Raw genomic sequence first — 25,483 nt, 5'->3', positions numbered from 1 at the left:
ATGACAGACCCCAACACCCCACCTGCCGCACACCCGACCCGACAAGCGGTTGAGGCCCAGTTTCGCACCCGCCCGACGTTACGCTCAGTCACCGCGCAGATGCTGACCACCCACTTGAAAGAACACTACCCGCCGCTGGCGCATCCCGTCGGTGAACTGCGACTGGCCGTACCGCGGGACGGCGGTGGCCGCGCCCTATTGCCGCTGCTGGAGGTGACGCTGGGCTACATGGCCGATGGCAGTTTCCCGGACTTGTCTGCGCGCAACAACCTGGATTGCTACCTGGCCGATGCCACCGGCGCCCGCCTCACCTTTCAAGGCAATGGTGCTCGCGATTATGACCTGGCGGTGATCGAAGCTGTCATCCGGGAGCTGCCGACACTACTGTTCATCGGCTTCCAAGACGCGCTGGCAACCTACTGGAGCCAGGACAGCGATGCCGGCGGCAGTCGCTGGCAATGGTTGGCCAAGGTCCTGCAAGGCTCGCTGCTGGATTCGGCGATTGGCCAGGCCGGCGCCGCGATGCCCGCACTGAAAACCCTGGCCACGCTGGCCCGCTACCCCGACCGCGCCACCCGTGCACGCCGGCCAGGGCGTGAGGGCGCGGTACACGCCTATACCCTGGAAACGCATCTGGACCAGGCTCGCAGCCGACTCACCCTGCAAGCCATCGACCTCCTGGTGGTCTGCCAGGCGCAGGTGTTGCTGTGTCGCGTATCGGGAGAAATCGAGGCATACGCCGACCTCGATGCCTTCGGCCAGGCATGGGGTGCAAGCATGCAACAACGTTACGGCGCCGACAGGATCACCTGGCAGCAGTACGAGCCCGACGGCAATATTTTCGAGGTGCAAGCCGCACTGATCATCAACCAGCAATTGGATAACCTGGCCGCGATTGAATTGCCCGGCACATCCAGCGTGCAAGCCCTGGAGGACGTGTTTGCCACGGCCACCGACCCGGCGCTCTTGTTCAGCGCCTCATCCAGCACCCCACGGACCACCTTGGCCTCGATCCAGGCAGGCTTGCCTGGCTGGCTGCAGCGCGCCAGCACCGCCGACCGTCTGGCCTATCATCAGTGCCTGCTGGAGCAAGCCGGTATACGCCGACTGACCCTGGGTGACTCAGACTTCGCTGGCGTAGAAACGCTGCGCAGTTATGCCACCGAGCACTTGAATCACCAACTGTGCCTGGACCGCGCGCAGGCGCTCGGCGGCCGACGTCATTGCGATGACGCTGCGCGGGTAGCCGGGTACAACGCAGATGACCTGGAACTGACCTTCCACGTCCCGGTCGGCACACTGGCCGGTGGCTACGTCGAACCGGTCTGCATAAGCCTGGTCGATCTGGCCCTGCAAAACCTGTCGGGTGCGCCCAAAGGCCGTATGACACTGCGCCATCGCGCGGGTCGTGAACTCGAAGCCTGGTTGACCGACGATTACATCCGCCAATTGGTGCAGCGTGTCGACATCGGCCAAAACTACCCTCGTTACCTACGCCAGGCGCTGATGAGCGATACCGACGTCGCGCGAAAACGCCAACGCCTGTTCGAACAGCAGCGCCCGGTTCATCTGAAAACCCAGGCGCTGGAACACAAGATCAAAGGACAGGCGGGCCTGACCCATCGCGGTGTTCGTTGTGTGAATGCCGTGCTCGACCCTGAGCCATTGGCGCAGCAGGTCGACGATGACGCCATTGTCATCCGCGCCTTGGCCTTCCTGCGCAAGCCCGGCGCCACGGCCGACGTCGTACAGAATATGTTCATCATCGAACCCCGCGATACACAGCGAGGGCCGCACGTGCTGTATCGTCCCGCCTATCGCGACGCACTGCTGGAGTTTGCCAATCGCGACAGCCTGCTGGCAGCCATCGCAGTGCCGGGCGCGCTGCAGGACAGCGTCTTGACTTGGCTGCCGGAGACCGCGAGAGCCATCTATAGCAACGGCGGATTCACACAGCCTCACATTGTCAGAGTCGGCATGGGCTCGGAATTCGCCCCGTTGCCCAGCGTTCCCGAGCCTGCCCAATTGGCTGGCGCTGGTGACGAGAGCAGCGATGAAATCCTCCAGGCGCTGAACAATGGGCGCCTGATGGAGTACCTGTTCGGCAGTGAAACCCGGCAGTTGCTGGACCAGGCCGAACGCGCATCGACGTCCAACAGGGAAAGTCGCTGGGCACTGATAATCGAAGGCATGCAACTGGGGTTCAACACGCTGTTGATGGCCGTACGCGGGCCGCTGGCGGCCGTCGGCTGGCTGATGCAACTGGTACAAAGCCTCACGCAGGACGTGCCGGCCCTGGAGAGCCATGACCCGACGGCAAGGGAGTTGGCTTGGGTTGACCTGCTGCAGAACATCGCCATGCTGCTGTTGCACCATGGCTCGGTGACTGTGGCACCCGACACCGCGGCGCCGGATACACAGGTCATGACGCGCCAGCCTTTCAGACGCAAGCCGGCTGGCTCACCGCTGGCGCGAACGGTCCTGATTGAACACGGCAAGATTGGCGTGCCTTCCGAACCTCCCGGTGGAGGCCGTACGCTGCTGGACTTTGACCAATCGGTGGCCGGTGATGCGGCCGCGAGCAAGCTGTTGAACACGCTGCGCGCGGTCAACATTGCCTGGCCTACGCCGCCGCCGAACCCGATCAGCATCGGCCCTCACCAAGGGTTGTACAGGATCGACGGCCTATGGCATGCCTCGGTCGGCGGCCTGTTGTTCAGGGTCAGCATTACACCGGGGTTTGGCGATGTCTTCATCATTCACCCACAGAAACCCGACCACCCAGGCATCAAGCTGAAGACCGACGGCAAGGGGCATTGGACATTGGACCGTGGCCTGAAACTGCTAGGCGGTGGTCCCAAGCGGATGGCGAGTTTGCGTGAGGAAAACCAACGTAGAAAAGCCGAACTCATCGCGCGCGGGGAAGCACTCAATTCAGAAATCAACGTCTTGATGCCGCCGTTCCTGGCAACAATGGATCAAATGCTGAGCGCCCTCACAGCCTTGAAGAACCAACGCAAAACCGTGCGATTGGTGTGGGATCTTCTGCAAAAAGCCACTTCCCAACAAAAACCGGCGCTTGCGGAACGCCATCAGCGGGAAATCCTGGAACACCAGGCGCGGCGCACCGAGTTTAAGATCTTGTTGCAAAACCTGGAAGATCAGTTTGCCCAGTCACTGTCCCCACGCATGGAAATGGTCAAAGTGGGCAAAGAACTCGAACGGGTCGGGGGCGCCGGTACGCATGTACAGGAGCGGGCCAGAATCCTGGGAACCATTTGGGATCAACAGTTGGCCATCCACACGCTGCTGTTGGACCGGTTGAACGCCATGCGTTTTTCCAGGGCGGGTGAGCCCATGGAGCACATGGCACGCAGGATGTTTATCGATAATCTGTTGGAAGATTTCACGGTCTATGAGGAATACATCAGCAACACCGTTGAATCGGCAAACATCCGCCAGCACATGGCCGAGGTCTCCACGGCCATGGAGCAGACCCTCGAACAGCTGGCGCAAGACTCGGTGGCGGGGCGCGCCATACGCCAGGAAAAGCTGTCTCGGATCCAGTTCCCGCAGAACTTTTTTGCCGACAACCTGAAGCTCAATACGCTGAGTTATCTCACCGCCGCCAGCCTTGATAAGACCCATACGTCGGTGGTGCCCCTGGAACGGTTTTACCTCGATCGCCTCGAACAAACCGACCTGTTTGAAACGCTGCAGTCTCACATCGATGTGCGCAGTGGCGCCGAGTACCCGCTTGCCGATCAGCGGGACGTGTATGAAACCGTCCTCAACGAGTACCGCCGTTATGAGGAGGGCATTCGTGCGCTCAAGATCATCAATCCACGCTGCCTGCGCCCGGAGGCCGAGCGCTTGCTGACAGGCCTTGAATATGCCCAGGCCCTGGCGCAAACCGAATTGGAAGGCGTGGTGAGCAAGCAGGAAGCGCTGGACGTCGAATTACCCTTGTCCAAGACGCTGCGCCCCAAGCCGGCCTCCAAACGGGTATTCAAAACGCGCAAGAAGAAATACCTGGTCGGGGACCTCAAGCAGACCAATGCGCAACAGCTTGAAGAGCAGTTCACCATCGTCGATACGCCGACCGGCGAAACCATTGCCACCTTCAACCGGCATGAAGACGGTTGGGAGGCCACCTCCGACACGCCCGCAGCCTCGGCAGAACCCGCGCCCACGGGTCGATCACTGGCGACAATCAAAGGCTTGGCCGTGGCGTTGGTCAACGAACGCAAAGGCATTGGTCAACTGATAGAAGCCGAGCAGAAAAAACTCGATTCCGCCCTCACCCGCCAACACGTTGACCCCGGCAACTGGAATGAACTGCTCACCGGGCAAGCTGCAAAACTCACCGCATTGGCCGATGAATTGCTACGCGAACACCTTGAGCAAAAACCGGCGGTACAGCGCCTGATCGATGAATACAGGGACGAAGCGCGGGACATGACCCGGCAGGCAGAGCGTTTATGCAGTAATGCGTATAAGCGCCAATGGCCAACACAGGAGAGCCTCAATTATCTATGGGAACACAACCAGATCGACATCAACCTGACCAGCGTGGCCGACCTGCAACGTCCGACCCTCAGCGGCGACTTCTTCACCGAATACGCCGTGTATGACAAGGCAAAAAAACCGCCGGTGGTGTTGTGGTATGCGCACTTTCACTACGCCAGCGCCGACGCCCCGCCCGCGCACTACACGCGGGCGCACCTGAAGTTGGCGGAACAGCGTAAATACACACAGAAGGATTTGCTCAAGGAACACGTGCAGGCCCATTTGCGCCAGCAGCCGGAACCGTCCGCCGTGCCGCTCAGGCGGGTTCTCTACGTACTGATCACCCCGCCGGTGGACCAGATATTCCTGAAGATCGTGCAGGCCCCACGCCCCCGTCAGTGACAACCGAGCGTGAGGGCGAAGACGCCCTCACGCCCTGGTTCAGTGGGCAAACAACGAATTACCCTTTTGCCCCGCCAGTTTCTCGGGCTTGATCAGGAACCGCGCCAGTGCCGGCAGCAGCCACAGTGCGCCGAACATGTTCCACAGCAGCATGAACGTCAGCATCAGGCCCATGTCGGCCTGGAACTTGATGGCCGAGAAGATCCAGGTGCACACGCCGATCGCCAGGCACAGGCCGGTGAACAACACGGCCTTGCCGGTGGATTTGAGCGTCTGATAGTACGCCTCTTGCAACGGCAAACCGGCGCGCAGGAAACTTTCCAGGCGGCTGTAGATGTAGATGCCGTAGTCCACGCCAATGCCCACGCCGAGCGCTACCACCGGCAGGGTCGCGACCTTGACGCCGATGCCCATGAACGCCATCAGCGCGTTGCCCAGCACCGAGGTCAGCACCAGCGGCAGCACGATGCACAGCGTCGCTGCCCAAGAGCGGAAGGTGATCATGCACATCGTCGCCACGCACAGGTACACCAGGATCAGGATCGTCAGCTCGGACTCCTTGATCACTTCGTTAGTGGCCGCTTCGATCCCGGCGTTACCGGCGGCAAGGATGAACTCCAGGCCGTCCTTGTTGTTCTCTTTGGCAAAGTCCTGCACCGCATGCACCGCACGGTCGAGGGTTTCAGCCTTGTGGTCGTTGAGGAACACCAGCACCGGCGCCAGCGAGCAATTGTTGTTGTACAGGCCATCGGCACGGGCGATGGAGTTGTTCAGCACATCCGGGTTGCGCGACAGGGTTTCCCATTTCAGGTTGCCTTCGTTCATGCCCTTGATCATCTGCTTGGACACGGTGACCAACGAGATCGCCGACTGCACGCCCTCGGTGTTCTGCATCTTCCACATCAACTGGTCGATGGGCGCCATGGCTTCATAGCGTGAGCAGCCCTCGGCCTTGGTCTTGACCATCACCACCAGCACGTCGGAACTGGTGGAGTAGTTACTGATGATGAAGTTGTTGTCTTTGTTGTAGCGCGAGTCCGGGCGCAGCTCCGGCGCGCCCTGGTCCAGGTCGCCGATCTTGAGGTTCTGGCTGTACCAGAGGCCGCCACCGAAGGCGATCAGGGCCAGGAAGACCGAGACCGGCGCGACTTTAGGGCTGGCGAACTTCGACAGCAGGCGCCAGAACGGATGTTCGCGATTGGCGTCTTTCTTGCTTTTGGCTATTGCGCGTTTGCTGATACCGACGTAGGAAATTGCTACTGGCAGCAGGATCAGGTTGGTGAACACGATCACCGCCACGCCAATAGAGGCGCCGATGGCCAGCTCACGGATCACGCCAATGTCGATGATCAACAGCGTGATGAAGCCCACCGCATCGGCCAGGATCGCGATCATTCCCGGCAGAAACAATTGGCGAAAGGTGCGGCGTGCGGCGGTCAGCGCGTTGTCCGCCTCGCTCGATTGCAGGGCGATACCGTTGATCTTCTGTACGCCGTGGGAAATACCGATGGCGAAAATCAGGAACGGCACCAGCATCGAGTAGGGATCCAGCCCGAAACCGGCGGCATGCATCAGGCCCAGTTGCCACACCACCGCCACCAGGGTGGTGCTCAAGACCGCAATGGTGCTGCGCAGGCAGTTGGTGAACCACAGCAGCAGGACCAGGGTGATGCCAAAGGCCACGCCGAAGAACAGCACCACCATGATCAGGCCATCGATCAGGTCACCGACTTTCTTGGCAAAACCGACGATGTGGATCTGGACGTTGGGGTTCTGCTCCTGGAATTTGGTGCGGATCTTGTCTTCGAGTTCATGGGAGAACTTGCGGTAGTCGAGGGCCAGCAACTTGCCCTGGTCTTGTGGGTCCGGGTAGGACTCCAGCAGTGGGATGTCAACGATGCTCGATTTGAAATCGTTGGCCACCAGGCGCCCGACCTGCCCGGACTTGAGCACGTTGTTGCGCAGTTGATCGAGGCTTTCCGGCGAGCCGTTGTAGCTCTGCGGAATCACTTCACCGCCGGCAAAGCCTTCTTCGGTCACTTCGGTCCAGCGTACGCTGGGGCTCCACAGCGACTTCAGGCCCGAGCGGTCGACCCCGGAAATGTAGAACACCTCGTCGTTGATCTGACGCAGGGTCTCCATGTATTCCTTGGTGAAGATGTCGCCGTCCTTGGCCTCCACCGAGATACGCACCGTGTTGCCCAGGTTCGCCAGGTCATTGCGGTGTTCCATCATCTTCTCGATGAAGGGATGCTTGAGCGGGATCATCTTTTCGAAACTGGTGGAGGGGCGAATCAACGTCGCCTGCCAGAACAGGAAAATGCTCACCAGCAGGCAGATCACGATCACTGCCGGGCGGTTGTTGAAGATCAGGCGCTCAAGAAAGGTCGCTTTATCGTTGTGATGACTGCTCATTCTTTCCCCGCCTTCTTATTGTTTTGTCGGTTCGGCGCCATCGGCTTTAGCGACGCGAACGCCACCCTGCCCGGCCAGAATCAAGTTGCCATTGCCTGCCGCCGTGACGGACGAAAGGGAAATCCGGTCCGGACGGTTGAATACGCTGAAGGTCAACCCGTCGTCATGGCTGACCACCACGCTGCCACCATTGCCGACGACAACAATCGAGCCGTCCTCCAGCAACGTCGCGCCGGACAAACCAAACTCCAGCGCGCCCCGCGCGGCGTTGAGCTCAACTTGCTCCCAGGTGCTGCCGAAATCCGTCGACCGGTACAGGTTGCCGCGCAAGCCATAGGCCAGCAGGGTTCGCGGTTGCGCCGTGCTGATCACCCCAAACAGCGAGCCCTCGTAGGGGCCTTCGAGTTTTTCCCAGGTCTGGCCGTCGTCGCTGGAGCGGAACATGCTGCCCTGCTCGCCGACGATAAACAGGCCGGCGTCCTTGATGGAGGCGATGGCGTTGAGGTGGTACTGGTCTTCGTTGTCGAGGCGGTCGCTGACGTCTTCCCAGGTCTTGCCGCCGTCGGTGGTTTCGATCAGCGCGCCATAGGCGCCGACGGCCAGGCCGTGATTGGCATCGTTGAACCACACATCAAGCAACGGGGCTTCGCGCTTAAGATCCTGGTACTGCTGGGTCCAGGTGGCACCGCCGTCGGAACTGGAAAGAATTTGCGCATCATGGCCCACCGCCCAGCCTTGCTTGTCGTCGATGAAAAACACCGCCGTGAGCAACTGCCGGGTGGGCACTTTGGCTTGGGTCCAGGTGCTGCCCTGGTCATCGGAATAGAGAATGTGCCCGCGATCACCAACCGCCACGAGGCGCTTGCCCGCATGGACCACATCGATCATCAGGCCTTTGGCGGCCTTGGGGGATTCAATCGCAAAAGAGGTATCGCTGGCGGCCTGGACAACCGTCGGCAACGCGACAGCGCCAAACAGCGAGAGCGCTGCGGCCAGCATCGCAACCCTGCGTGCGGCGCGTGGGCGGCAGACAACCCACCCCATGACAGGCTCACTCATAGACCTTTCTCCCATTTATTATTGTTATCGCTGCCTTCCGGGGCCTTGAAACCTGCAATCTAGAGCGCCTGGAGGAAGCAGGGGCCATCCTAGCGGGCTTTCGAATCGTCTGACAATCGGCGCTACGTTATCTTTTGTTAACTGAGCCGCTTTCGTCAGAGCCTGAATATAACTGCATTCGCCGGGGTGATCGTCGGGGCCTCAATGAATTTTTTTTCCATCTATTGAATTTAGAGAATTTTTATTCCATTAATAAGCCCACTGAAAACAATAATCCAAAGGACCACGGCAATGCGTGAACTCGGAATCGGCTTGATCGGCACAGGCTTCATGGGGCGTGCCCACGCCTTGGCCTTCAATAACGCCCGCGCGGTATTCGAACTGCCGGTACACCTCAAGCTGGCGGCACTGGCCGACGCCGACACCGAACGCGCACAACGCTGCGCCAAGGCGTGGGGATTTGCCCAGGCCCACGGCGACTGGCAAGCCTTGATCAATGATCCCAATGTCGACGTAGTGGCCATCACCACTCCCAACCATTTGCACTACCCCATGGCCATGGCAGCCATCGCGGCGGGCAAGGCGGTGTACTGCGAGAAACCCCTGGCGGTGAGCCTGGAACAAGCCGACGCCATGCGCCGCGCCGCCAGTGCCGCCGGAGTCGTCACGCGGGTGGGCTACAACTACCAGCACAACCCGATGATTACGTTGGCGCGGCAGATGATTGCCGGTGGCGAACTGGGCGAAATCATCAGCTTCCAGGGTGAGTTCAGCGAAGACTTCATGGCCGACCCGGCCTCTCCATGGTCGTGGCGTTGCGAAGTCGAGCATGCCGGCGGCGCCCTGGCGGACCTGGGCAGCCACTTGCTGTCGATGGCGCGCTATCTGCTCGGTGATGTGGTCAGTGTGTGTGCCGATACCCAGACCGTCCACGCCCGGCGACCTGCCATCACCGGCAGCGCGCAGCTCAAACCCATCGCGGTGGATGACCAGGTGCATGCCCTGCTGCGCTTCGCCAACGGCGCGCGCGGCACGGTGAGCAGCAGTTGGCTGAAGCACGGATACAAGAACCACCTGAGTTTCGAGATCAGCGGGACGAAAGGCACACTGGCGTTCGATCAGGAGCGCTTGAATGAATTGCAGGTGTGTCGCGTGGGCCAGGACGGGTTCCAACGCGTGCTCGCAGGACCGGCCCTGCCCGGTTATGCGGCGTTCAGTCCGGCGGCGGGGCATCAGTTGGGGTACAACGAACTAAAGACGCTGGAAGTGCAGGAATTGATCATGGCCATAGCCGGTCAAGGCGCGGATGGCACTGATTTCGAAGCAGCGTGGGAGGTGGAGCGGCTGGCGACGGCGATTCGCGTAGCTGCCCTCGAAGAACGCTGGGTAACAGTGAACGCACTCTAAACCAACCCACCGAACCCTGCGGGAGCTGGCTTGAATGCGATAGCGATGTGACTGATACACCGCTCTCGCAGGCAAGCCAGCGCCCACACTTGAATCACCTAAATCTTCAACTCAGCGCAGCGCCCGACGAAGCACTTTGCCCACGGTGGTCTTGGGCAACTCGGTGGTGCGGAACTCCACATACTTGGGCATTTTGTAACCTGTCAGATACTCGCGGCAATGGGCAAGAATCTGTTCCTGGGTCAGGTTCGGGTCCTTGCGCACCACGATGATCTTGACCTTCTCACCGGTCACGCCATCTTCTACGCCAATCGCCGCCACTTCGGCCACTGCGGGGTGCAGCGCCACCACGTCCTCGATTTCATTGGGGTAAACGTTGAAACCGGAGACCAGGATCATATCCTTCTTGCGGTCCACCAGACGGATGTAACCACGGGCGTCCATCACCCCGATATCACCGGTCGACAACCACCCTTCGGCATCCAGCACTTCGGCAGTGGCCTCGGGGCGCTGCCAATAACCTTGCATCACCTGGGGCCCGCGCACTTGCAGTTCGCCCTGCTCGCCAATCTCAGCCAACTCACCGTCTTCGCGGACAAACCGCACCCAGGTCGAGGGCAACGGCACGCCGATGCTGCCGGTGAATTCCATCTCGCGCATGCGCGCAATGTCAATCGGGCTGATGCTCACCACCGGCGAACACTCGGTGAGGCCATAGCCTTCGATGATCGGCAGCCCAGTGACTTCCTTCCAGCGCTTGGCCACCGCCGTGTGCGTGGCCATGCCGCCGGCGATCACCATGCGCAGGTCGGAAAAGTCCCGTGCGCAGAACGCCTCGTTCTCCAGCAAACCGTTAAACAAGGTGTTGACCCCGGCAATCCCATTGAAGCGCTCCTTGCGCAGGATCATCTGTACACGTTTCACGTCCCGCGGGTTGGCGATCAGGATGTTGCGCCCACCCAGGCACATGAACATCAGGCAATTCACCGTCAGCGAAAAAATGTGGTACAGCGGCAGCAAGGTGACGTTGGTTTCCTGCTTGTCCTGGTCCAGTTGATCCCCCACCCAGGCCTTGGCTTGCAACAGGTTGGCGATGATATTGCGGTGGCTGAGCATCACGCCCTTGGCATCGCCGGTGGTGCCGCCGGTGTATTGCAGAAAGGCCAGCTCGTCGAGGTGCATCTCCACCGGGAAATGGTTGAGCGCCCGCCCCTGTTTCAACACCTGATTAAAGCGCACCGAGCCAGGCAGATTGAACGCCGGCACCTGCTTTTGCACACGGCGAAGGATGAAATTCATCGCCGCGCCCTTGAACGTACCGAGCAAATCGCCGATGGCCGCGATCACCACGCGCTTGACGCTGCTGCCGGTGATGACTTTTTCCAGGGTGTGGGCGAAGTTTTCGAAAATCACCACGGTTTCCGCGCCGCTGTCCTTGAGCAGGTGCTTGAGTTCATGGGAGGTGTACAGCGGGTTGACGTTGACCACCACCGCCCCAGCCAGGATCGTGCCCAGCAGGCAGATCGGGTACTGCAAGCAGTTAGGCATCATCAGCGCCACACGCTCGCCTTTCCTGACGCCCTGCCCCTGCAGCCAAGCGGCAAACGCAACGCCTTGCACCTGCCAGTCGGCGTAGGTCATTTCGGTGCCGATGCTGACGTACGCCACCCGCTCGCGAAACTTCTCCAGGTGTTCCAGGAACACCTCGCGCAACGATGGGTAGTCCTCGATACCGGCGTCAATATCCGCCGGGACGCCGGGCAGGTAAGCGTTCAACCAGATCCGTTCGGTGTGTTCCAGGCTTACAGCGTTCATGGCAGTCTCCTTGTTGTTGTTTTTGATAGAGCTACTTTTCGACGATGGCGGTAATGCCCAGCCCGCCCGCCGCGCAGATGGATATCAGGCCGCGCCCGCCGCCGTTCTCATGGATGATCTTGGCCAGCGCCGCCAACTGCCGGCCCCCCGTGGCCGCAAAGGGATGGCCGCAACCCAGCGAACCACCGTTGACGTTCATCTTCGCGCGGTCGATGGTGCCCAGGGGCGCGTCCAAGCCTAGCCGCTCGCGGCAATAATCGGGGTCCTCCCAGGCCTTCAGCGTGCACAACACCTGGGCAGCAAAGGCTTCGTGGATCTCGAAGAAGTCAAAGTCCTTGAAGCTCAGGCCTTCACGTTCCAGCATGCGCGGTACCGCGTAAGCCGGGGCCATCAGCAGGCCTTCGGTGCCATCGACAAAGTTCACCGCCGCGGTTTCGCCGGTGCGCAGGTAAGCCAGCACCGGCCAGCCGTTGGCGGCCGCCCATTCTTCGCTGGCCAGCAGCACCACCGAGGCGCCATCGGTCAGGGGGGTGGAGTTGCCGGCCGTGAGCGTACCGTTTTGCCGGTCGTAGGCCGGGGACAGGCCGGCGAGCTTCTCCAGGCTGGCATCGGCGCGCAGGTTATTGTCGCGGGCCAGGCCGCGATGGGGGCTGATCAAGTCGTCGAAGAAGCCGCGTTTGTAGGCCGCCTCCAGGCGCTGATGGCTGGTGAGGGTCAACTCGTCCTGGGCCAGGCGCTTGATCTGCCAGCGCTTGGCCATTTCCTCGCAGTGTTCGCCCATGGACAAACCGGTGCGGGGCTCGCCATTGCGTGGCAGCAGCGGTTTGAAAAACATCGCTGGCCGCACCTTTAGCAATGTCTTCAGCTTGTCGCCCATGCCCTTGGCTCGATTGGCCGCGAGCAAGGTGTGGCGCAGGGATTCATTGATGCCGATAGGCGCGTCGGAGGTGGTGTCGGCACCACCAGCGATACCCACCTCGATCTGACCGAGCGCAATCTTGTTCGCCACCAGCAATGCCGCTTCCAGCCCGGTGCCGCAGGCTTGCTGCACATCGTAGGCCGGCGTATCCGGCGACAACGTGGTAGACAGCAGCGACTCTCGCGCCAGATTGAAATCGCGCGAATGTTTGATCACCGCCCCGGCGGCAAACTCACCGAGGCGTTGGCCGTGCAGGTTGTAGCGGTCGACCAAGCCTTGCAGGGCGGCGACCAGCAGGTCCTGGTTGCTGTCGTGGGCGTATACCGTGTTGGAGCGAGCAAAAGGGATGCGGTTGCCGCCGATGATCGCCACGCGTCGGACCGGGGCCGGGTTGAAGCTGTATTCACTCATTCCAGGTTCTCTTTCCAAATGAAAAGGCCACGCATATGGGGTTTGTCACCGGCGAAATTGCGCACTTCGAATTCGCGGCGCGGACCGGTCACCGGGCGGCGCCACAGCGCGACCTGGCCGGGCAGGAAGATCGGTAACTTGAAGTCACAATGGGCCTCGGCCTGGTCCAGGCCGCCGGGCGGTTGCTGGGCAGCGAGCGCGCGGCCCAGCGTCCACATGCCATGGGCGATAGCGCGACGAAAGCCGAACAGTTTGGCGCCGATCACCGAGGTGTGGATCGGGTTGAAATCCCCCGACACCTTGGCAAAACGCCGGCCCAGGTCGGCGGGCAACACCCAGCGCTGGGTACGTAACAAGCCTTCCTCCTGCAACGGCAAAGCGTCCTCCCAGGGCTCGCCGACAGGGTCTTTCGCATCACGGCGCAGGTACAGGCTGTCGCTTTCCCATACCAGCGTGTCGGCACCGTAGGCACGGGTGGCAATACTCAGCGCCTGCCCCTTGGGATGGGCAACCCAACGCTCGCAATACACCTCAATGCGCAACGCCTGGCCTTCGTGCAAACGCTGGTGCTGACGGATGCGATTGGCCAGGTGCACCATGCCACTGGCCGGGAACGGGAAGCTGGGACGGGTCAGCAGCATCAAGTGCAACGGAAACGCCAGCACATGGGGATAGCACAACGGCACGCCCTGCTCGCGGCGAAAGCCACAGGCGCGGCCATAAGCAGCGATGTCGCCGGCAGACAACGTCACCGCCGAGCGCACCAGGCGCTCCTTGGGCAGCACGGGCGCACCGTCAAGCTTGGGTTTGCGCAAGGCACGCACGCCGTCCAGCAGCAAGCGGGTGCGTGAGGGCGGCGGATCGATGATCTGCGTCACGTAGTCCATGGCTCAGGCTCCTAGCAGGCTTTGGCCGCACACCCGTACGACTTGGCCGTTGACCCCGCCGGAAGCAGGATGCGCCAGCCAGGCGATGGTCTCGGCCACGTCGATGGGCTGCCCGCCCTGGGACAGCGAATTCATGCGCCGCCCGGCTTCACGGATCATCAGCGGGATCTTTGCGGTCATCTGGGTTTCGATGAACCCTGGCGCCACCGCATTCACCGTCACCTGCTGCGCCGCCGCACGCGGTGCCAGGCCCTGCACCAGGCCGATTACGCCGGCCTTGGAAGTGGCGTAATTACTTTGCCCGAGGTTGCCGGCGATGCCGGAAATCGACGAGACACAAACGATACGGCCCCCAGGCGTGAGGCCTTGGCTGTCCAACAAGGCATTGCTCAGTTGCAACGGCGCTTCAAGGTTCACCGCCAGCACGCTGCGCCAGGCGGCCTCGGTCATTTTGGCGATGGTCTTGTCACGGGTGATCCCGGCGTTATGCACCACCACATCAAAAGCGCCGTATTGGCTGACATGGGCTTGCAGCAATGCGGCGGCGTCCGTCGCGGTGATGTCCAGGGGCAGCGCAGAACCGCCGACACTGTCCGCCGCCTGTTGCAGCGACGCCTGGGCCTGGGGCACGTCCACGCACACGACATGGGCGCCGTCCCGCGCCAACACCTGGGCAATCGCCAAACCGATGCCACGAGAAGCACCGGTGACAAGGGCGCGACGACCGGCGAAGGGTTTGTCCCAGTTGACCGTGACATGACCGTCCACGGGCTTTTCAAGACGTACCACCTGCCCGGACACATAGGCCGACCGGCGCGACAGGAAGAAACGCAAGCTGCTGTCCAGCGCGTCTTCGGCACCGGGCGCCACGTAGATCAACTGCACGGTGATCGCCCTGCGCAGCTCCTTGGCCAGCGAGCGCACCAAGCCTTCGAGGGCGCGTTGGGCGATAGCCTGGGGCAAATCCTGACACTGTTCCGGCGCGGTGCCGAGCACCACCACGCGCCCGTGGTGGCCAAGGCGCTTGGCGTTGGCGTGAAAGAACACATACAACTCGTCCAACTGTTGCAGATCGGCCACGGCGCTGGCATCAAACACAGCGCCCTGCACCTTCACCGTGGAAGGCGCCTTGAGCGTGGCCGGGGTGCCGACAACGGTATCGGTAGCCGCGAAAATCCGCCGCACCTCGGCGGCCAGGCGCCCTGCTCCGGCGACGATCACCGGATTGGCCATGCCCTGCTGGCCGCTGCGGTGACGTTGCAGTGGCAAGGGTTGCGGTAAACCAACGGCCTGGGCCAAGCGACGGCCCCAAGGGGAATTAACGAAAGTAAGGTAGCTGTCACTCATAGGTAAACCCACTGTCTTGACGTGTAAACCCGATCAATGTGGGAGCTGGCTTGCCTGCGATGGCATCACCTCGGTGTTTCTGATGCACCGAGTCGTCTGCATCGCAGGCAAGCCAGCTCCCACACTGACCGTGTACATTCAGTGCCACTCAATTGACCGAGGCGTTTTCACCTTGGGCGGTTCGGCGCTTTGGCACGGGCTCCAGCGCTTGCTTGCGCTGCTGCAATGCCTCCAGCAACCCGAAGTCCTGCGGGAAGTCGTCCACCTGGATGCCGTGATCGGCGTATTCCACGTAGCGCCCGAGCAAGGTATCTTCGTCGTCGCTGATCAGGTCCAGCGCCCGCGCCCTGACGCGCCAGCCCGTGAAGGCCGTTGCGGAGATAGGCATCGGTTCGATCAGGCCTTGCTTGACAGCAGGTTTGAGTCGCGCGTCGATCAGCTCCACCTGCGGCAACAGACGGAAACCCAGTTCGCCGTAGGCCAGCTTGTCGATTTCCGGACGTGGGATGTAGGAGTTGGCCAGTAAGCGGTCACGGGTTTCGCCTGGTGTCTGCACCACGTCGGCCACCTGGGCCAGCAGACGGTCCGACGGTTTGCGCAGTGGGATCCCGAACGGGAATGTCAGGCCACGCACCACCGCCGCCGCAGGTTTCGACGGGTAGTTGTCGAGCACTTCCGCCAGCGCTTCATGGGCCCGCAGCAACGCATCCTGGGCCGACCAATGCACCAACGGCAGATCCGCCTGGGGACGGCCGTCGTCCTCAAAGCGCTTGAGTACGCAGGACAGGATGTACAACTGCGACAGCATATCCCCCAGGCGCCCAGTGATACTTTCCTTACGCTTGAGGGCACCGCCCAGCACGCCCATGGAAATGTCCGAGATCAGCGCGAGTACCACTGACAGGCGATTGGCCTGGCGGTAGTAGGATGCCAGTGCCGGCTCGGTCTTGGCCGGGGCAGCGATCAACCGCCCGCCTGTAAGGGAATGCACCGCTGCACGTACGCTATTGGCCAACACAAAACTCACATGGCCAAACATGGCACTGTCGAAGGCTTCCAGCGCCTTGCGCCGGTCCGGATTACGCGCAGCTTCCATCTCGCGGAACACATAGGGATGGCAGCGGATCAGGCCCTGGCCAAAGATGATCAGGCAGCGCGTCATGATGTTCGCGCCTTCCACCGTAATGGCAATGGGGCTTTGCTGGTAGGCACGGGCCAGGAAGTTGTTGGGGCCCATGCAGATGCCCTTGCCGGCGACGATATCCATGCCGTCATTGACGATGATCCGCGCACGCTCGGTGACGTGGTACTTGGCAATGGCCGAGATCACCGACGGTTTCTCACCCGCGTCCAGGGACGCCACCGAGACCTTGCGCACCGCATCGCAGGCATACAAGTGCCCGGCCATGCGCGCCAAGGGTGCCTGTACGCCTTCGAACTTGCCGATGGGCAGGCCGAATTGTTTGCGCATCGCGGCATAGGCGGTGGTGCCGCGCACCGCCACCTTGCCCAGGCCGACGTTGGCCGATGGCAGCGAAATCGCCCGGCCGGCCGCCAGGCATTCCATCAGCATGCGCCAGCCGTTGCCGACTTGCTCGCGACCGCCGATCACCCACTCAAGCGGAATGAACACGTCCTTGCCGGTGGTAGGACCGTTTTGGAATACCGCGTTCAGCGGCCAATGACGGCGGCCACTGTTGACGCCGGGATGGGACGTTGGGATCAGTGCGCACGTGATGCCGAGTGAACCGGGAGCGCCGAGCAACCCATCCGGGTCTTCTGCGCGAAACGCCAGGCCCAGCACCGTCGCAATCGGGCCCAGGGTGATGTAGCGCTTGTCCCAGGTCACACGGAAGCCCAGAACTTCCTCGCCCTCGTGGGTGCCTTTGCAGACGATGCCCAGGTCGGGAATTGCCCCTGCATCGGAGCCGGCATACGGGCTGGTCAGGGCAAAGCACGGAATGTCTTCACCCCTCGCCAGACGCGGCAGGTAGTAATTGCGCTGGGCATCGGTGCCGTAATGCAGCAGCAGTTCGGCCGGGCCGAGGGAATTGGGCACCATCACCGAAATCGCCGCCGCCGAGCAACGGGTCGACAGCTTCATCACCACCTGGGAGTGCGCGTAGTGGGAGAAGCCTTTACCGCCGTATTGCTTGGGAATGATCATGCCAAGGAACCCGGCATCCTTGGTGTACTGCCAGCCTTCGGGCGACATGTCCTGCCAGATCTGGGTGGTTTCCCAGTCGTTGGCGATGTCGCACAGGGTTTCCACTTCGTTGTCGAGGAAGGCTTGCTCTTCAGCGCTCAGGCTAGCCGGTGCCGCTTGCAGCAGGCGCTGCCAATTGGGCTTGCCGCTGAACAGCTCGGCGTCCCACCACACGGTGCCGGACTCGATGGCGGCGCGTTCAGTGTCAGACATCGCCGGCATGATCGTACGAAACAGGCCCAGGGCCCTACGGGTCAGCAAGGTGCGGCGCAGGGGTTTGATCGTCATCAGCAACGCGGGCGCCACTACCAGTATCGCCGCGACAGCGGTGCCGAAACCGGCCACCACGTTGAACAGGTAACCCGCTGCCAGCCAGATCAGGCCCGTGACCAACCATAAGGTGGCGACAGCTTGTCGATATGCCAGGGCGATCGCTGCTGCGAAACCCACCAGTAACCAGATAACCATGGAGATACCTCTACTCGATTCAGGGTACGACCTACGTGCGCCAGGTCGGATGACATGCGGCGTAACGCCACACTACAAAATTCGAAAACTATATTCAAATTTTGTTTTGAAATATTTATTTAACGCCTGCACGAAAAAAACGGCGGCTGAATGGGCCGCCGGGTCAACCCGTCATCTAAAGGGATCACCGCCCTGAAAGGTCAGAACGTATAGGTGGCCGACAGGCTCACGACATCGCCGGAGGCATTCACTTTGCCATCCAGACTTGCCGCCCCCAGCCGGTCGACGTTCTGGGTCTTCAACTTCACCGGCTGAACGAACTGGTGGGAGTAAGCTACATCGAGGGTCAGGCCCTCGATTGCCTTAACGTCATACTCTGCACCGAGCGACAGGAAGGTCCGATCACCGTCCGGGATGCGCGGATCACGGGTCGAATTGCGCGTTGGTGTCTGGTCAATGGCCACACCCGCGCGCAAGGTCAGTTCATCGGTCGCACGGAAGTCGCCACCGAGGGAGTACATCCAGGTGTTCCTGTAGTTGTAGGGAATAGAGACGATTGTGATGTCCCCAGACCTGAGCGTCAGGTCCTTGAACGATGACCACTGCGTCCAGACCACACTCGCGCCCAGGGTGAGTCGGTCATTGAATCGGTGTACCCAATCCAGGTCTGCGGTGGCAGGAATGTCCAATTGGGTGCTGGCGTGGGCACCGTCCGGAAACAGCTCAAGCCCCGGATAGGCCACGCCCACTAGCGTACCGCTGCCGCCGAAGGGACTCGGTTGAGTCATGAGATTGTAGGAAAATTGATCGGCATGGATGTTGTACTTGCCAGTCATCTTGTTCTTGATCCTGGCGTGGTAGTTCAAGCCCAGGGAGTCGTTTTCCGTGGGTTTCCAAACCACACCGGAAAACCAGCCAACTGACACATTGTCGACCTTTACTCGCATCAGCGCGCTGCCGACGTCCGACGGAAAAGGAATGCCGCCCAGTTCAGAGTCCGACACCGCCGCCGCTGACAACACGTCGACGTTCTGGCTGACGAACCCCTTGCTGTGCTGGACAATCATCCCTCCGCCAACGGAGAACCGGTCGTTGACCTTGAACGACAAGGCTCCCGTCAAACCCACGGACTTTCGAGTCTGGGTCCCAGGTGGAGCGCATGCCCTGGGGCACGCAGTCGCAACAGACGCCTCTTTGGAGGCGCCTGTCGTTTAACGGGCGATCAGCCCCTTGCGCTCACGCCATCCTCAAGGAACAACGGTGAACGCCGGGGTTGGCTTGACGCTCAAGCTCACCACGGTGCAATTGCCTGCCAGGGGTTGATTGGTCGCCGTCAATACGCCACCGCTGTAGTTGCCAGTGATAGTCGACGCGCCACAATTGGAGCCTGGGTACAGAATCGAGCCCGCAATGGTGTATCCGACGTTGGTCACTGAACCTGCTGTTGGACCGGTAGCCGTCAGGGTCCAAGGCAAGCCCGTGATGTTGGGCAGACTGCAAAGCCCACCACCGGTAATGGCCACATCCGTGATTTTGGCAACGCCAGCGGCGTCGACGTTACCGGTGAAGGTCGCCCCGCAATTGACCGCCGCCTGGTAGGAAGATGGCGATTTCACCGAGATCGTGCCGGGCGCGGAGAAGCTGGTGTTGACAGGAGTGATGCTGTACGCATTGGCCATAGAAGCAACCCCCATGCACACAGCCAGGGCAGACAACGACACCAGAGTTTTCAAGTTCATCATTATTATTCCTCATCGATAAAGGCGAGTTTGAATCGCCTGGAGTAATGGCCATGTTCAAAAAGCCCTGCGTAAACCACAGTTCTCTTGATACAGCCAAATCATCAACGCTCTGTTCGACCTACATTGTTCTTCCCTGAAACCATTGCGGTTCGGGTAGAACAAATCTCTTGCATCTGAACATGAGCTGAAATAGGAATAATCTGAGTGATGAGTAGTACCAAACCACGCAACTAAACGCGCAGCCGATCGACGCTTGAAAAAACGGGAGAGTTGCCAACAACTATTAATTTCTCACGTGGAGATAATTAGGAGACATGAACGGGTTACGCGAGCATCCCGTTAAAAAGAAACATCGAGGATAAACGCACCAAGATGCGCTTGGCGCGTTTATCCCTAATGTTGGGGCATTGAACTAGAACGCGTAGGTAGCCGAAACAGAAACAACATCACCTGAAGATTCGGCTTTGCCATTCAGGCTTGCGCCACCGAGGCGATCGACGTTTTGGGTCTTGAGCTTGACCTCTTGCACAAACTGGTGGGAATAGGCCAAGTCAACACTCAGCCCCTTGATTGCTTTCACGTCGTAGCCGGCCCCCAACGACAGGAATGTACGGTCGCCATCCGGGATTCGCGGGTCGCGAGTCGAATTGCGGGTAGGTGTCTGATCAAGGGCGACACCTGCACGCAAGGTCAGCTCATCGGTAACCCGATAGTCGCCACCGAGGGAGTACATCCAGGTGTTCTTGTAGTTGTAGGGAATGGACACAATAGTGGTGCCGCCGGAGTTAAGCGTCAGGTCCTTGAACGAGGACCACTCCGTCCAGGTCACGCTCGCTCCCAAGGTGAAACGATCGTTGAACTGGTGTACCCAGTCCAGACCCGCCGTGGCAGGAATGTCCAACTGCACGCTGGCGTGGGCGCCGTCCGGTGCCAACTCCAACCCTGGATAAGCGGTGTTCACCAACGTACCGCTACCGCCAAACGGGCTCGGTTGGGTCATCAAGTTGTAGGAAAACTGATCGGCGTAAATATTGTATTTGCCGGTCATCTTGTTCTTGATCTTGGCGTGGTAATTCAAGCCAAGCGTATCTCGTTCTGTGGGCTTCCAGACCACGCCGGTAAACCAGCCCGCCGAAATATTGTCAACTTTGACACGCATCAACGCATGGCCAACATCCGATGGGAAATTGATACCACCCAGCACCGAATCGGACACTGCAGCGGCAGACAGCAAATCGACGTTCTGGCTGACGAACCCCTTGCTGTGCTGAACGATCACCCCGCCTCCGATGGAGAACTGATCATTCACTTTGAAGGACAGCGAGCCGGTCAGCCCCACAGTTTCGATTTTGGTGTCCACTGCAAAGTCGCGCAGTTTCGAGTTCTCATCCCAGGTAGAGCGCATGCCCTGGGGCACAACTTGGCTCAAGCCGAACGCGAAGCGATCCCCGAGGGGCATGACCATGAACCCGGTTGGCAACCAGGCCGTAAACCCGCCCTGCCCACCGTCATTGTTATTGACCGTAGTCGCCGTCCCATCGGGAAAACCATTGGCATCCAATGGCGTATTGGAAATGGGGTTGCCCGCATAATCAGAGGCATCGCCCTTGTACTTGATCTTGATGCGCGCGTAGTCGACCGTAAATTGCGCAACGTTGTGCTCCACAAACGCCATGGCCGCCGGGTTGTTGTACGCTGAGCTCGGGTCGTTCTTAAACAGTGAACCACCGGCAAATGCCCGGCCCCACCCTGGCGCCCCGTAGGTCGGTGTTGAAAAACCGCCGGCCTGTGCGGGTGCCGTCGCCATAGCCCCGCCCATCAACGCCAGCCCCAGCAAAACCTGCACATGTTGTTTCTTATTATTCATGCGGCACTCCTTATTATTATCTCTGAGCCAGCCCTGCCGGTTCGTCTTGCGGCTTGCAATTCATGAACTGGCGCCCTGTCGAGGCGCCAGTTTTTCACCGGGTGATCAACCCTTTGTTCTCAGGCCTTCTTCAAGGCACGATGGTCAGCGCAGGGCTTGGGGTAACACTCAGGCTTACCACGGTGCAGCTGCCGCTCAGGGTCTGGTTGGTAGCGGTCAGCACACCACCGCTGTAGCCCACGGTGATGGTGGAAGGCCCGCAATTGGAGGCGGGATACAGAATCGAAGAGGCAATGGTGTAGCCGACGTTGGTCACTGACCCGGCAGCAGGACCGGTGGCAGTCAACGTCCAAGGCAAGCCGGTAATTTTAGGCAGCGCACACAGGCCGCCACCGGTGACGGCGACGTTGGTGATCTTGGCAACACCGGTCGCATCGACGTTCCCGGTAAAGGTGGCGCCACAGTTAACGGTGGCCTGGAAGGACGACGGTGACTTCACCGAAATGGTGCCTGGCGCGGAGAAGTTTGTGCTGACAGGACTGATGCTGTAGGCATTCGCCATCGAAGCAGCACCCATGCAAACAGTCAAAGCAGTCAACGACACGAGAGTTTTCAAGCTTTTCATTGTTTTTCCTCACATGTTATGGCGAATTCATTTCGCCAGGGGTAATGGCCATGATCGAGAGGTCACGGTGAAACTGCAGAACTTCCCTTTCCAGCCAAATCTCAATTCAATTACCGCAACAACATCCGGCGGTTATTCAACAACTTTAAAGGTCGGCGGCATCTTGATAGATACCGTCTTGATTTTGCAGTCTTCGCCGATGGGCACATTCGTGGCTTCCAACTTGCCGGTGGCGTTGTCCCATGTACCGTCGGCAGTGGATGGCCCGCACTTGCCGCCCAAACCAAAGGCATGGATATCCACGGCGATCTTCGACATGGAACCACTCTTGGTATCTTTTGCGACGAGTACCCAAGGCAAGTTGATGGCTTCAACCCGGCTGCACTTGAGGCCGCCGTCGAATTCGACTTTGTCGACGTTTACCGATGAACCATCAGCCGCCACCTTGCCGGCCACTTTGATGGTGCAATCAGCGCTGATCAGTGCGCCTTTTGAAAAACTGATGGGCCCTTGGGCGGTAAACGCACTGCCGGCGGGTTCGATACGGGCGGCCTGGGCCTGGTGATAGGCGATCAGGCCCAGCGCAGCCAATACGATATGGGTGGTGAAGGTGGCAGGTGATTGCATGGTGTACGTCCTTCCCTTTAATTATTTTTGTTCGGGTCAAACAACTTTCTGGCAACTGATCTGGAAACGGGCGGGCGATAAAGACCTGCGCGGCATCCAGACCCCGAGTACACAAACACTGTAAAGTTGAACTTAGAACGGTTTGGCGCTGTTGCTGTACTTCTCCAGATACTTCAAGCGCTGTGACGGCTGAAGATTGGTCAGGGTAATATCCCCCGCGTAATGATTCAGTACCCGGTGATCCATGCGCCGTCGCCACAAGTAAGGCACATAAGCCCAGACAATCATGCTCGCATAGCCATACGGCAGTTGCGGCGACTCATCAAAGTGACGCAACGACTGATAACTACGTGTGGGGTTGGCATGGTGATCCGAGTGCCGTTGCAACTGGAACAGAAAGATATTGGTAACAATGCGATTACTGTTCCATGAATGCCGTGGCGAGCAACGCTCGTAGCGACCATTGGGCAATTTCTGACGTTTAAGGCCGTAGTGCTCTACATAATTCACCACTTCCAGCAGCGAGAAACCGTAGATGCCTTGGATGATCAGGAAAGGAATCACTGCTGCCCCCAGCCAGGCGATCATTGCGCCCCACAACACCACGCTGTACATCCAGGCGCTGAGCACGCCGTTCTGCCAGTGCCAGGCCGGCAGGCCGAGCTTGCGCAGGCGTTCGCGCTCCAGATTCCAGGCCGAGCGGGCACTGAACCAGACCGAGCGTGGCAGGAAGGCCCAGAAGCTCTCCCCCAGCCGCGAACTGGCTGGGTCTTCTGGGGTTGCAACGCGTACGTGATGGCCACGGTTGTGTTCGGTGTAGAAGTGACCGTAGAACGTCGGAGCCAGGGTGACCTTGGCCAGGAACACTTCCAGCGCATTGGGTTTGTGCCCCAGTTCATGGGCGGTGTTGATCGCGATGCCAGTTGCGGCGCCGGTCGACATGGCCATGCCCAGGTAAGTGAACGCACTCACTTCGCCATGCAGTTGAGTACGCGTGGTGATGTAGCTGGCCGCATGGGACAAACCGCTCGACGGTTCCAGGCTAGCGGCAGCCTGCAACAGCCCACCCTGGATGATCCAGTCGATACCGCCAGCGGCGAGCCAACCGGTGATCACCACCGACGAGATAACAAAGAGCACGCCGGTGTAAACGATCCAGCGGTAGTAACGTTGCGATTCGAGATGGCTGACGGCGGATTCGGGCGGGTTGCTCACGTCTTCACCGAGCAAGCCATCGATCAGCGGGATCAGGCCGAAGATCACCAATACACCGACCCACCAGAGCTGCTGGACACCGGTGGTGATGGCCAAAGCGCCGGACAACAAAGGCGTGGCCAAGGGCATGATGCCCAACCACCACAGGTGACGCTTGCCGTCGGTCCAGATGCTTGGAGCTGCCAGTGTCTGATTCATGGCAGCCTCCGTTGTAGGGAGGCGGAAAACAGGTTCAGGGAGCGTTGGATGCTCCGAGCAATCAACCATGCGATAAAAGACGTTTTTTTCATTTTTATTCGCTCTTAGGCATTTCAAAAATCATTTCAAAAGAAACATTGAAATATTTTTTTAAATAAATAGCGCGGAATCGTTAGGTCGTCAACTAGTTTTTCGAGGCCTTTTTTGTGTGACCGGACAGTCTCTTTTGCAGCCGCTTGGTCAGGTCTCTAGGGTAAGCATTTCGGACGGTACAACCCGCGGTGAGTGCCACGATTATTGGCTTGTCAGGGCGAACGGAGGATGCAGGATAGCTGCGGTTTGCGCTGGCCGCGCACGCTTCGCCAGCTGTTGCACCGCCTCCACCACCCGCGCGGTGGCAGTGATCGGCAACATGTGCCCGCGCCCCTCCACCAACTGCAGCTTCAGCCCTGGGACCTTATCGGCCAGGGCCTGGCCGTGTTTGCGAAAGTCGAGGACCTTGTCCTGCGCGCCGTAGATCAGGCTGATGGGCAGCGTCAATTGCGGGTAGCGCTTGACCATCTCCGGCAGGTCGTCGTTGACCAGGGCGATCTCGCTGGACGCGGCATAGAAGTTATCGGGGCGCATGCCCAGCAGCCCGCCTCCACGGGTGGCAAAATCGTCGGGGGCGCTGTCCGGTGCGAACACGCCTTTGACCACGGCACGGCGCGTCAACAGGCCCATAGGCACCGTGAGGGTGTGAGACACCCAGCGCCGCAGCCAAGCCGGTCGCACCGCCAGTGACCAGAACACCAGCGGCAAAGTGGGTTGTGGATGGGTCAGTGGCGCCACCAACACCAACCCCGACACCGCGTGGGAATGGTCAAGGGCCAGCGCCAGGGAAATCGCCCCGCCCAGGGAATGCCCCAACACTATGGGTTTATCCAGGCCCAGCGTATTGATAAAGGCCGCCACTTGCCGCGCCTGGGCCGGCAGGTCCGCAGCGGTGCCTTTATGACGCGTGGAGTAACCCGATCCAGGACGATCGAGCGTGATAACGCGGAAGTGCTCACGTAACTGCCCGGACAGGGCATACGTCAGGTTGCGACTGCTGCCCATCAGCCCATGAATCATCAGCAGCGGTGGGCCCTTGCCCTCTTCGTAATAATGAAAGCGTTCGCCGTCCACCTCCACAAAACGCCCGCTGCCCGGAACGGCGGCTTCAATGCGCCGAGTCATCCACGCACTAAACCCCCATGAAATGGCGCTCGCGCCTATCAATACAGCCGCAGCGATAACCCATTCAACAGCCATAGCTCGGTCCTCTGCTTCCCTGCTGCTGTCGACCTGACCGGAATTGATCAAAGCCTCAGCTATCGCCCACA

15 protein-coding genes and 1 pseudogene are annotated in these 25,483 nt (G+C 60.1%); 2 read left to right on the top strand and 14 right to left on the bottom strand.

All coding sequences use genetic code 11. The features are described 5' to 3' along the window. Window positions 1-4,911 (top strand): dermonecrotic toxin domain-containing protein, encoded by a 4,911-nt coding sequence (locus tag AB4O08_RS25795; RefSeq protein ID WP_460114493.1) that lies wholly within the window; start codon window positions 1-3, stop codon window positions 4,909-4,911. Between the two features lie 39 nt (window positions 4,912-4,950). Here AB4O08_RS25795 and AB4O08_RS25790 read toward each other — a convergent pair whose 3' ends face one another. Continuing rightward, window positions 4,951-7,326, bottom strand: coding sequence for an efflux RND transporter permease subunit (locus tag AB4O08_RS25790; protein WP_010210023.1), 2,376 nt, complete (start codon window positions 7,324-7,326; stop codon window positions 4,951-4,953). A 15-nt stretch (window positions 7,327-7,341) separates the two neighbouring features. Further along, entirely contained in the window at window positions 7,342-8,370 is a 1,029-nt protein-coding gene (locus AB4O08_RS25785; protein WP_029529128.1) for a WD40/YVTN/BNR-like repeat-containing protein, read from the bottom strand. Window positions 8,371-8,676: 306 nt separating this feature from the next. Here AB4O08_RS25785 and AB4O08_RS25780 point away from each other — a divergent pair, with 306 nt between their 5' ends. Further along, window positions 8,677-9,792 carry a Gfo/Idh/MocA family protein gene (locus AB4O08_RS25780; RefSeq protein WP_460114492.1) on the top strand — a complete coding sequence of 372 codons (1,116 nt, stop codon included), beginning with the start codon at window positions 8,677-8,679 and terminating at the stop codon, window positions 9,790-9,792. 111 nt (window positions 9,793-9,903) lie between these two features. Here AB4O08_RS25780 and AB4O08_RS25775 read toward each other — a convergent pair whose 3' ends face one another. The 12 genes and pseudogenes from AB4O08_RS25775 to AB4O08_RS25720 form a co-directional block, all read right to left on the bottom strand. Continuing rightward, complete coding sequence (locus tag AB4O08_RS25775; RefSeq protein WP_137206039.1) at window positions 9,904-11,607, bottom strand: AMP-binding protein; 1,704 nt, start codon at window positions 11,605-11,607, stop codon at window positions 9,904-9,906. 31 nt (window positions 11,608-11,638) lie between these two features. Beyond that, window positions 11,639-12,937, bottom strand: a complete 1,299-nt coding sequence (locus AB4O08_RS25770; protein ID WP_010210014.1) for an acetyl-CoA C-acetyltransferase — start codon at window positions 12,935-12,937, stop codon at window positions 11,639-11,641. Continuing rightward, window positions 12,934-13,824, bottom strand: coding sequence for a MaoC/PaaZ C-terminal domain-containing protein (locus AB4O08_RS25765; protein ID WP_460114491.1), 891 nt, complete (start codon window positions 13,822-13,824; stop codon window positions 12,934-12,936). Before AB4O08_RS25765 ends, AB4O08_RS25770 begins: the two co-directional genes overlap by 4 nt. Before the next feature lie 3 nt (window positions 13,825-13,827). Then, the gene (locus AB4O08_RS25760) at window positions 13,828-15,171 is read right to left on the bottom strand and encodes a 3-oxoacyl-ACP reductase (RefSeq protein ID WP_106119136.1); all 1,344 of its coding nucleotides are present in this window, start codon (window positions 15,169-15,171) and stop codon (window positions 13,828-13,830) included. 148 nt (window positions 15,172-15,319) lie between these two features. Then, the gene (locus tag AB4O08_RS25755) at window positions 15,320-17,845 is read right to left on the bottom strand and encodes an acyl-CoA dehydrogenase (protein WP_460114490.1); all 2,526 of its coding nucleotides are present in this window, start codon (window positions 17,843-17,845) and stop codon (window positions 15,320-15,322) included. Between the two features lie 200 nt (window positions 17,846-18,045). Beyond that, window positions 18,046-19,018: pseudogene (locus AB4O08_RS25750) on the bottom strand (outer membrane protein transport protein); the annotation flags it as partial. A 74-nt stretch (window positions 19,019-19,092) separates the two neighbouring features. Continuing rightward, window positions 19,093-19,587 carry an alkane oxidation protein activator PraB gene (gene praB / locus AB4O08_RS25745; protein WP_021491571.1) on the bottom strand — a complete coding sequence of 165 codons (495 nt, stop codon included), beginning with the start codon at window positions 19,585-19,587 and terminating at the stop codon, window positions 19,093-19,095. A 412-nt stretch (window positions 19,588-19,999) separates the two neighbouring features. Beyond that, a complete protein-coding gene (locus AB4O08_RS25740; RefSeq protein ID WP_021491572.1) occupies window positions 20,000-21,454 on the bottom strand; it encodes an outer membrane protein transport protein in 1,455 nt (484 codons plus the stop codon). A gap of 130 nt (window positions 21,455-21,584) precedes the next feature. Further along, complete coding sequence (gene praB / locus AB4O08_RS25735) at window positions 21,585-22,079, bottom strand: alkane oxidation protein activator PraB (protein ID WP_021491573.1); 495 nt, start codon at window positions 22,077-22,079, stop codon at window positions 21,585-21,587. Window positions 22,080-22,211: 132 nt separating this feature from the next. Further along, complete coding sequence (praA, locus tag AB4O08_RS25730) at window positions 22,212-22,706, bottom strand: alkane oxidation protein activator PraA (protein WP_460114489.1); 495 nt, start codon at window positions 22,704-22,706, stop codon at window positions 22,212-22,214. A gap of 132 nt (window positions 22,707-22,838) precedes the next feature. Further along, window positions 22,839-24,119, bottom strand: a complete 1,281-nt coding sequence (locus tag AB4O08_RS25725; RefSeq protein WP_010209991.1) for an alkane 1-monooxygenase — start codon at window positions 24,117-24,119, stop codon at window positions 22,839-22,841. Window positions 24,120-24,413: 294 nt separating this feature from the next. After that, window positions 24,414-25,412: an alpha/beta fold hydrolase gene (locus AB4O08_RS25720; protein ID WP_029529126.1), complete on the bottom strand. Its 999-nt coding sequence runs from the start codon at window positions 25,410-25,412 to the stop codon at window positions 24,414-24,416. Window positions 25,413-25,483: the final 71 nt, after the last annotated feature.

Source organism: Pseudomonas sp. H3_E07 (assembly GCF_054668895.1).
Note: the sequence above shows the minus strand (reverse complement) of the source record. Positions and strands in the feature narration are given on the sequence as shown.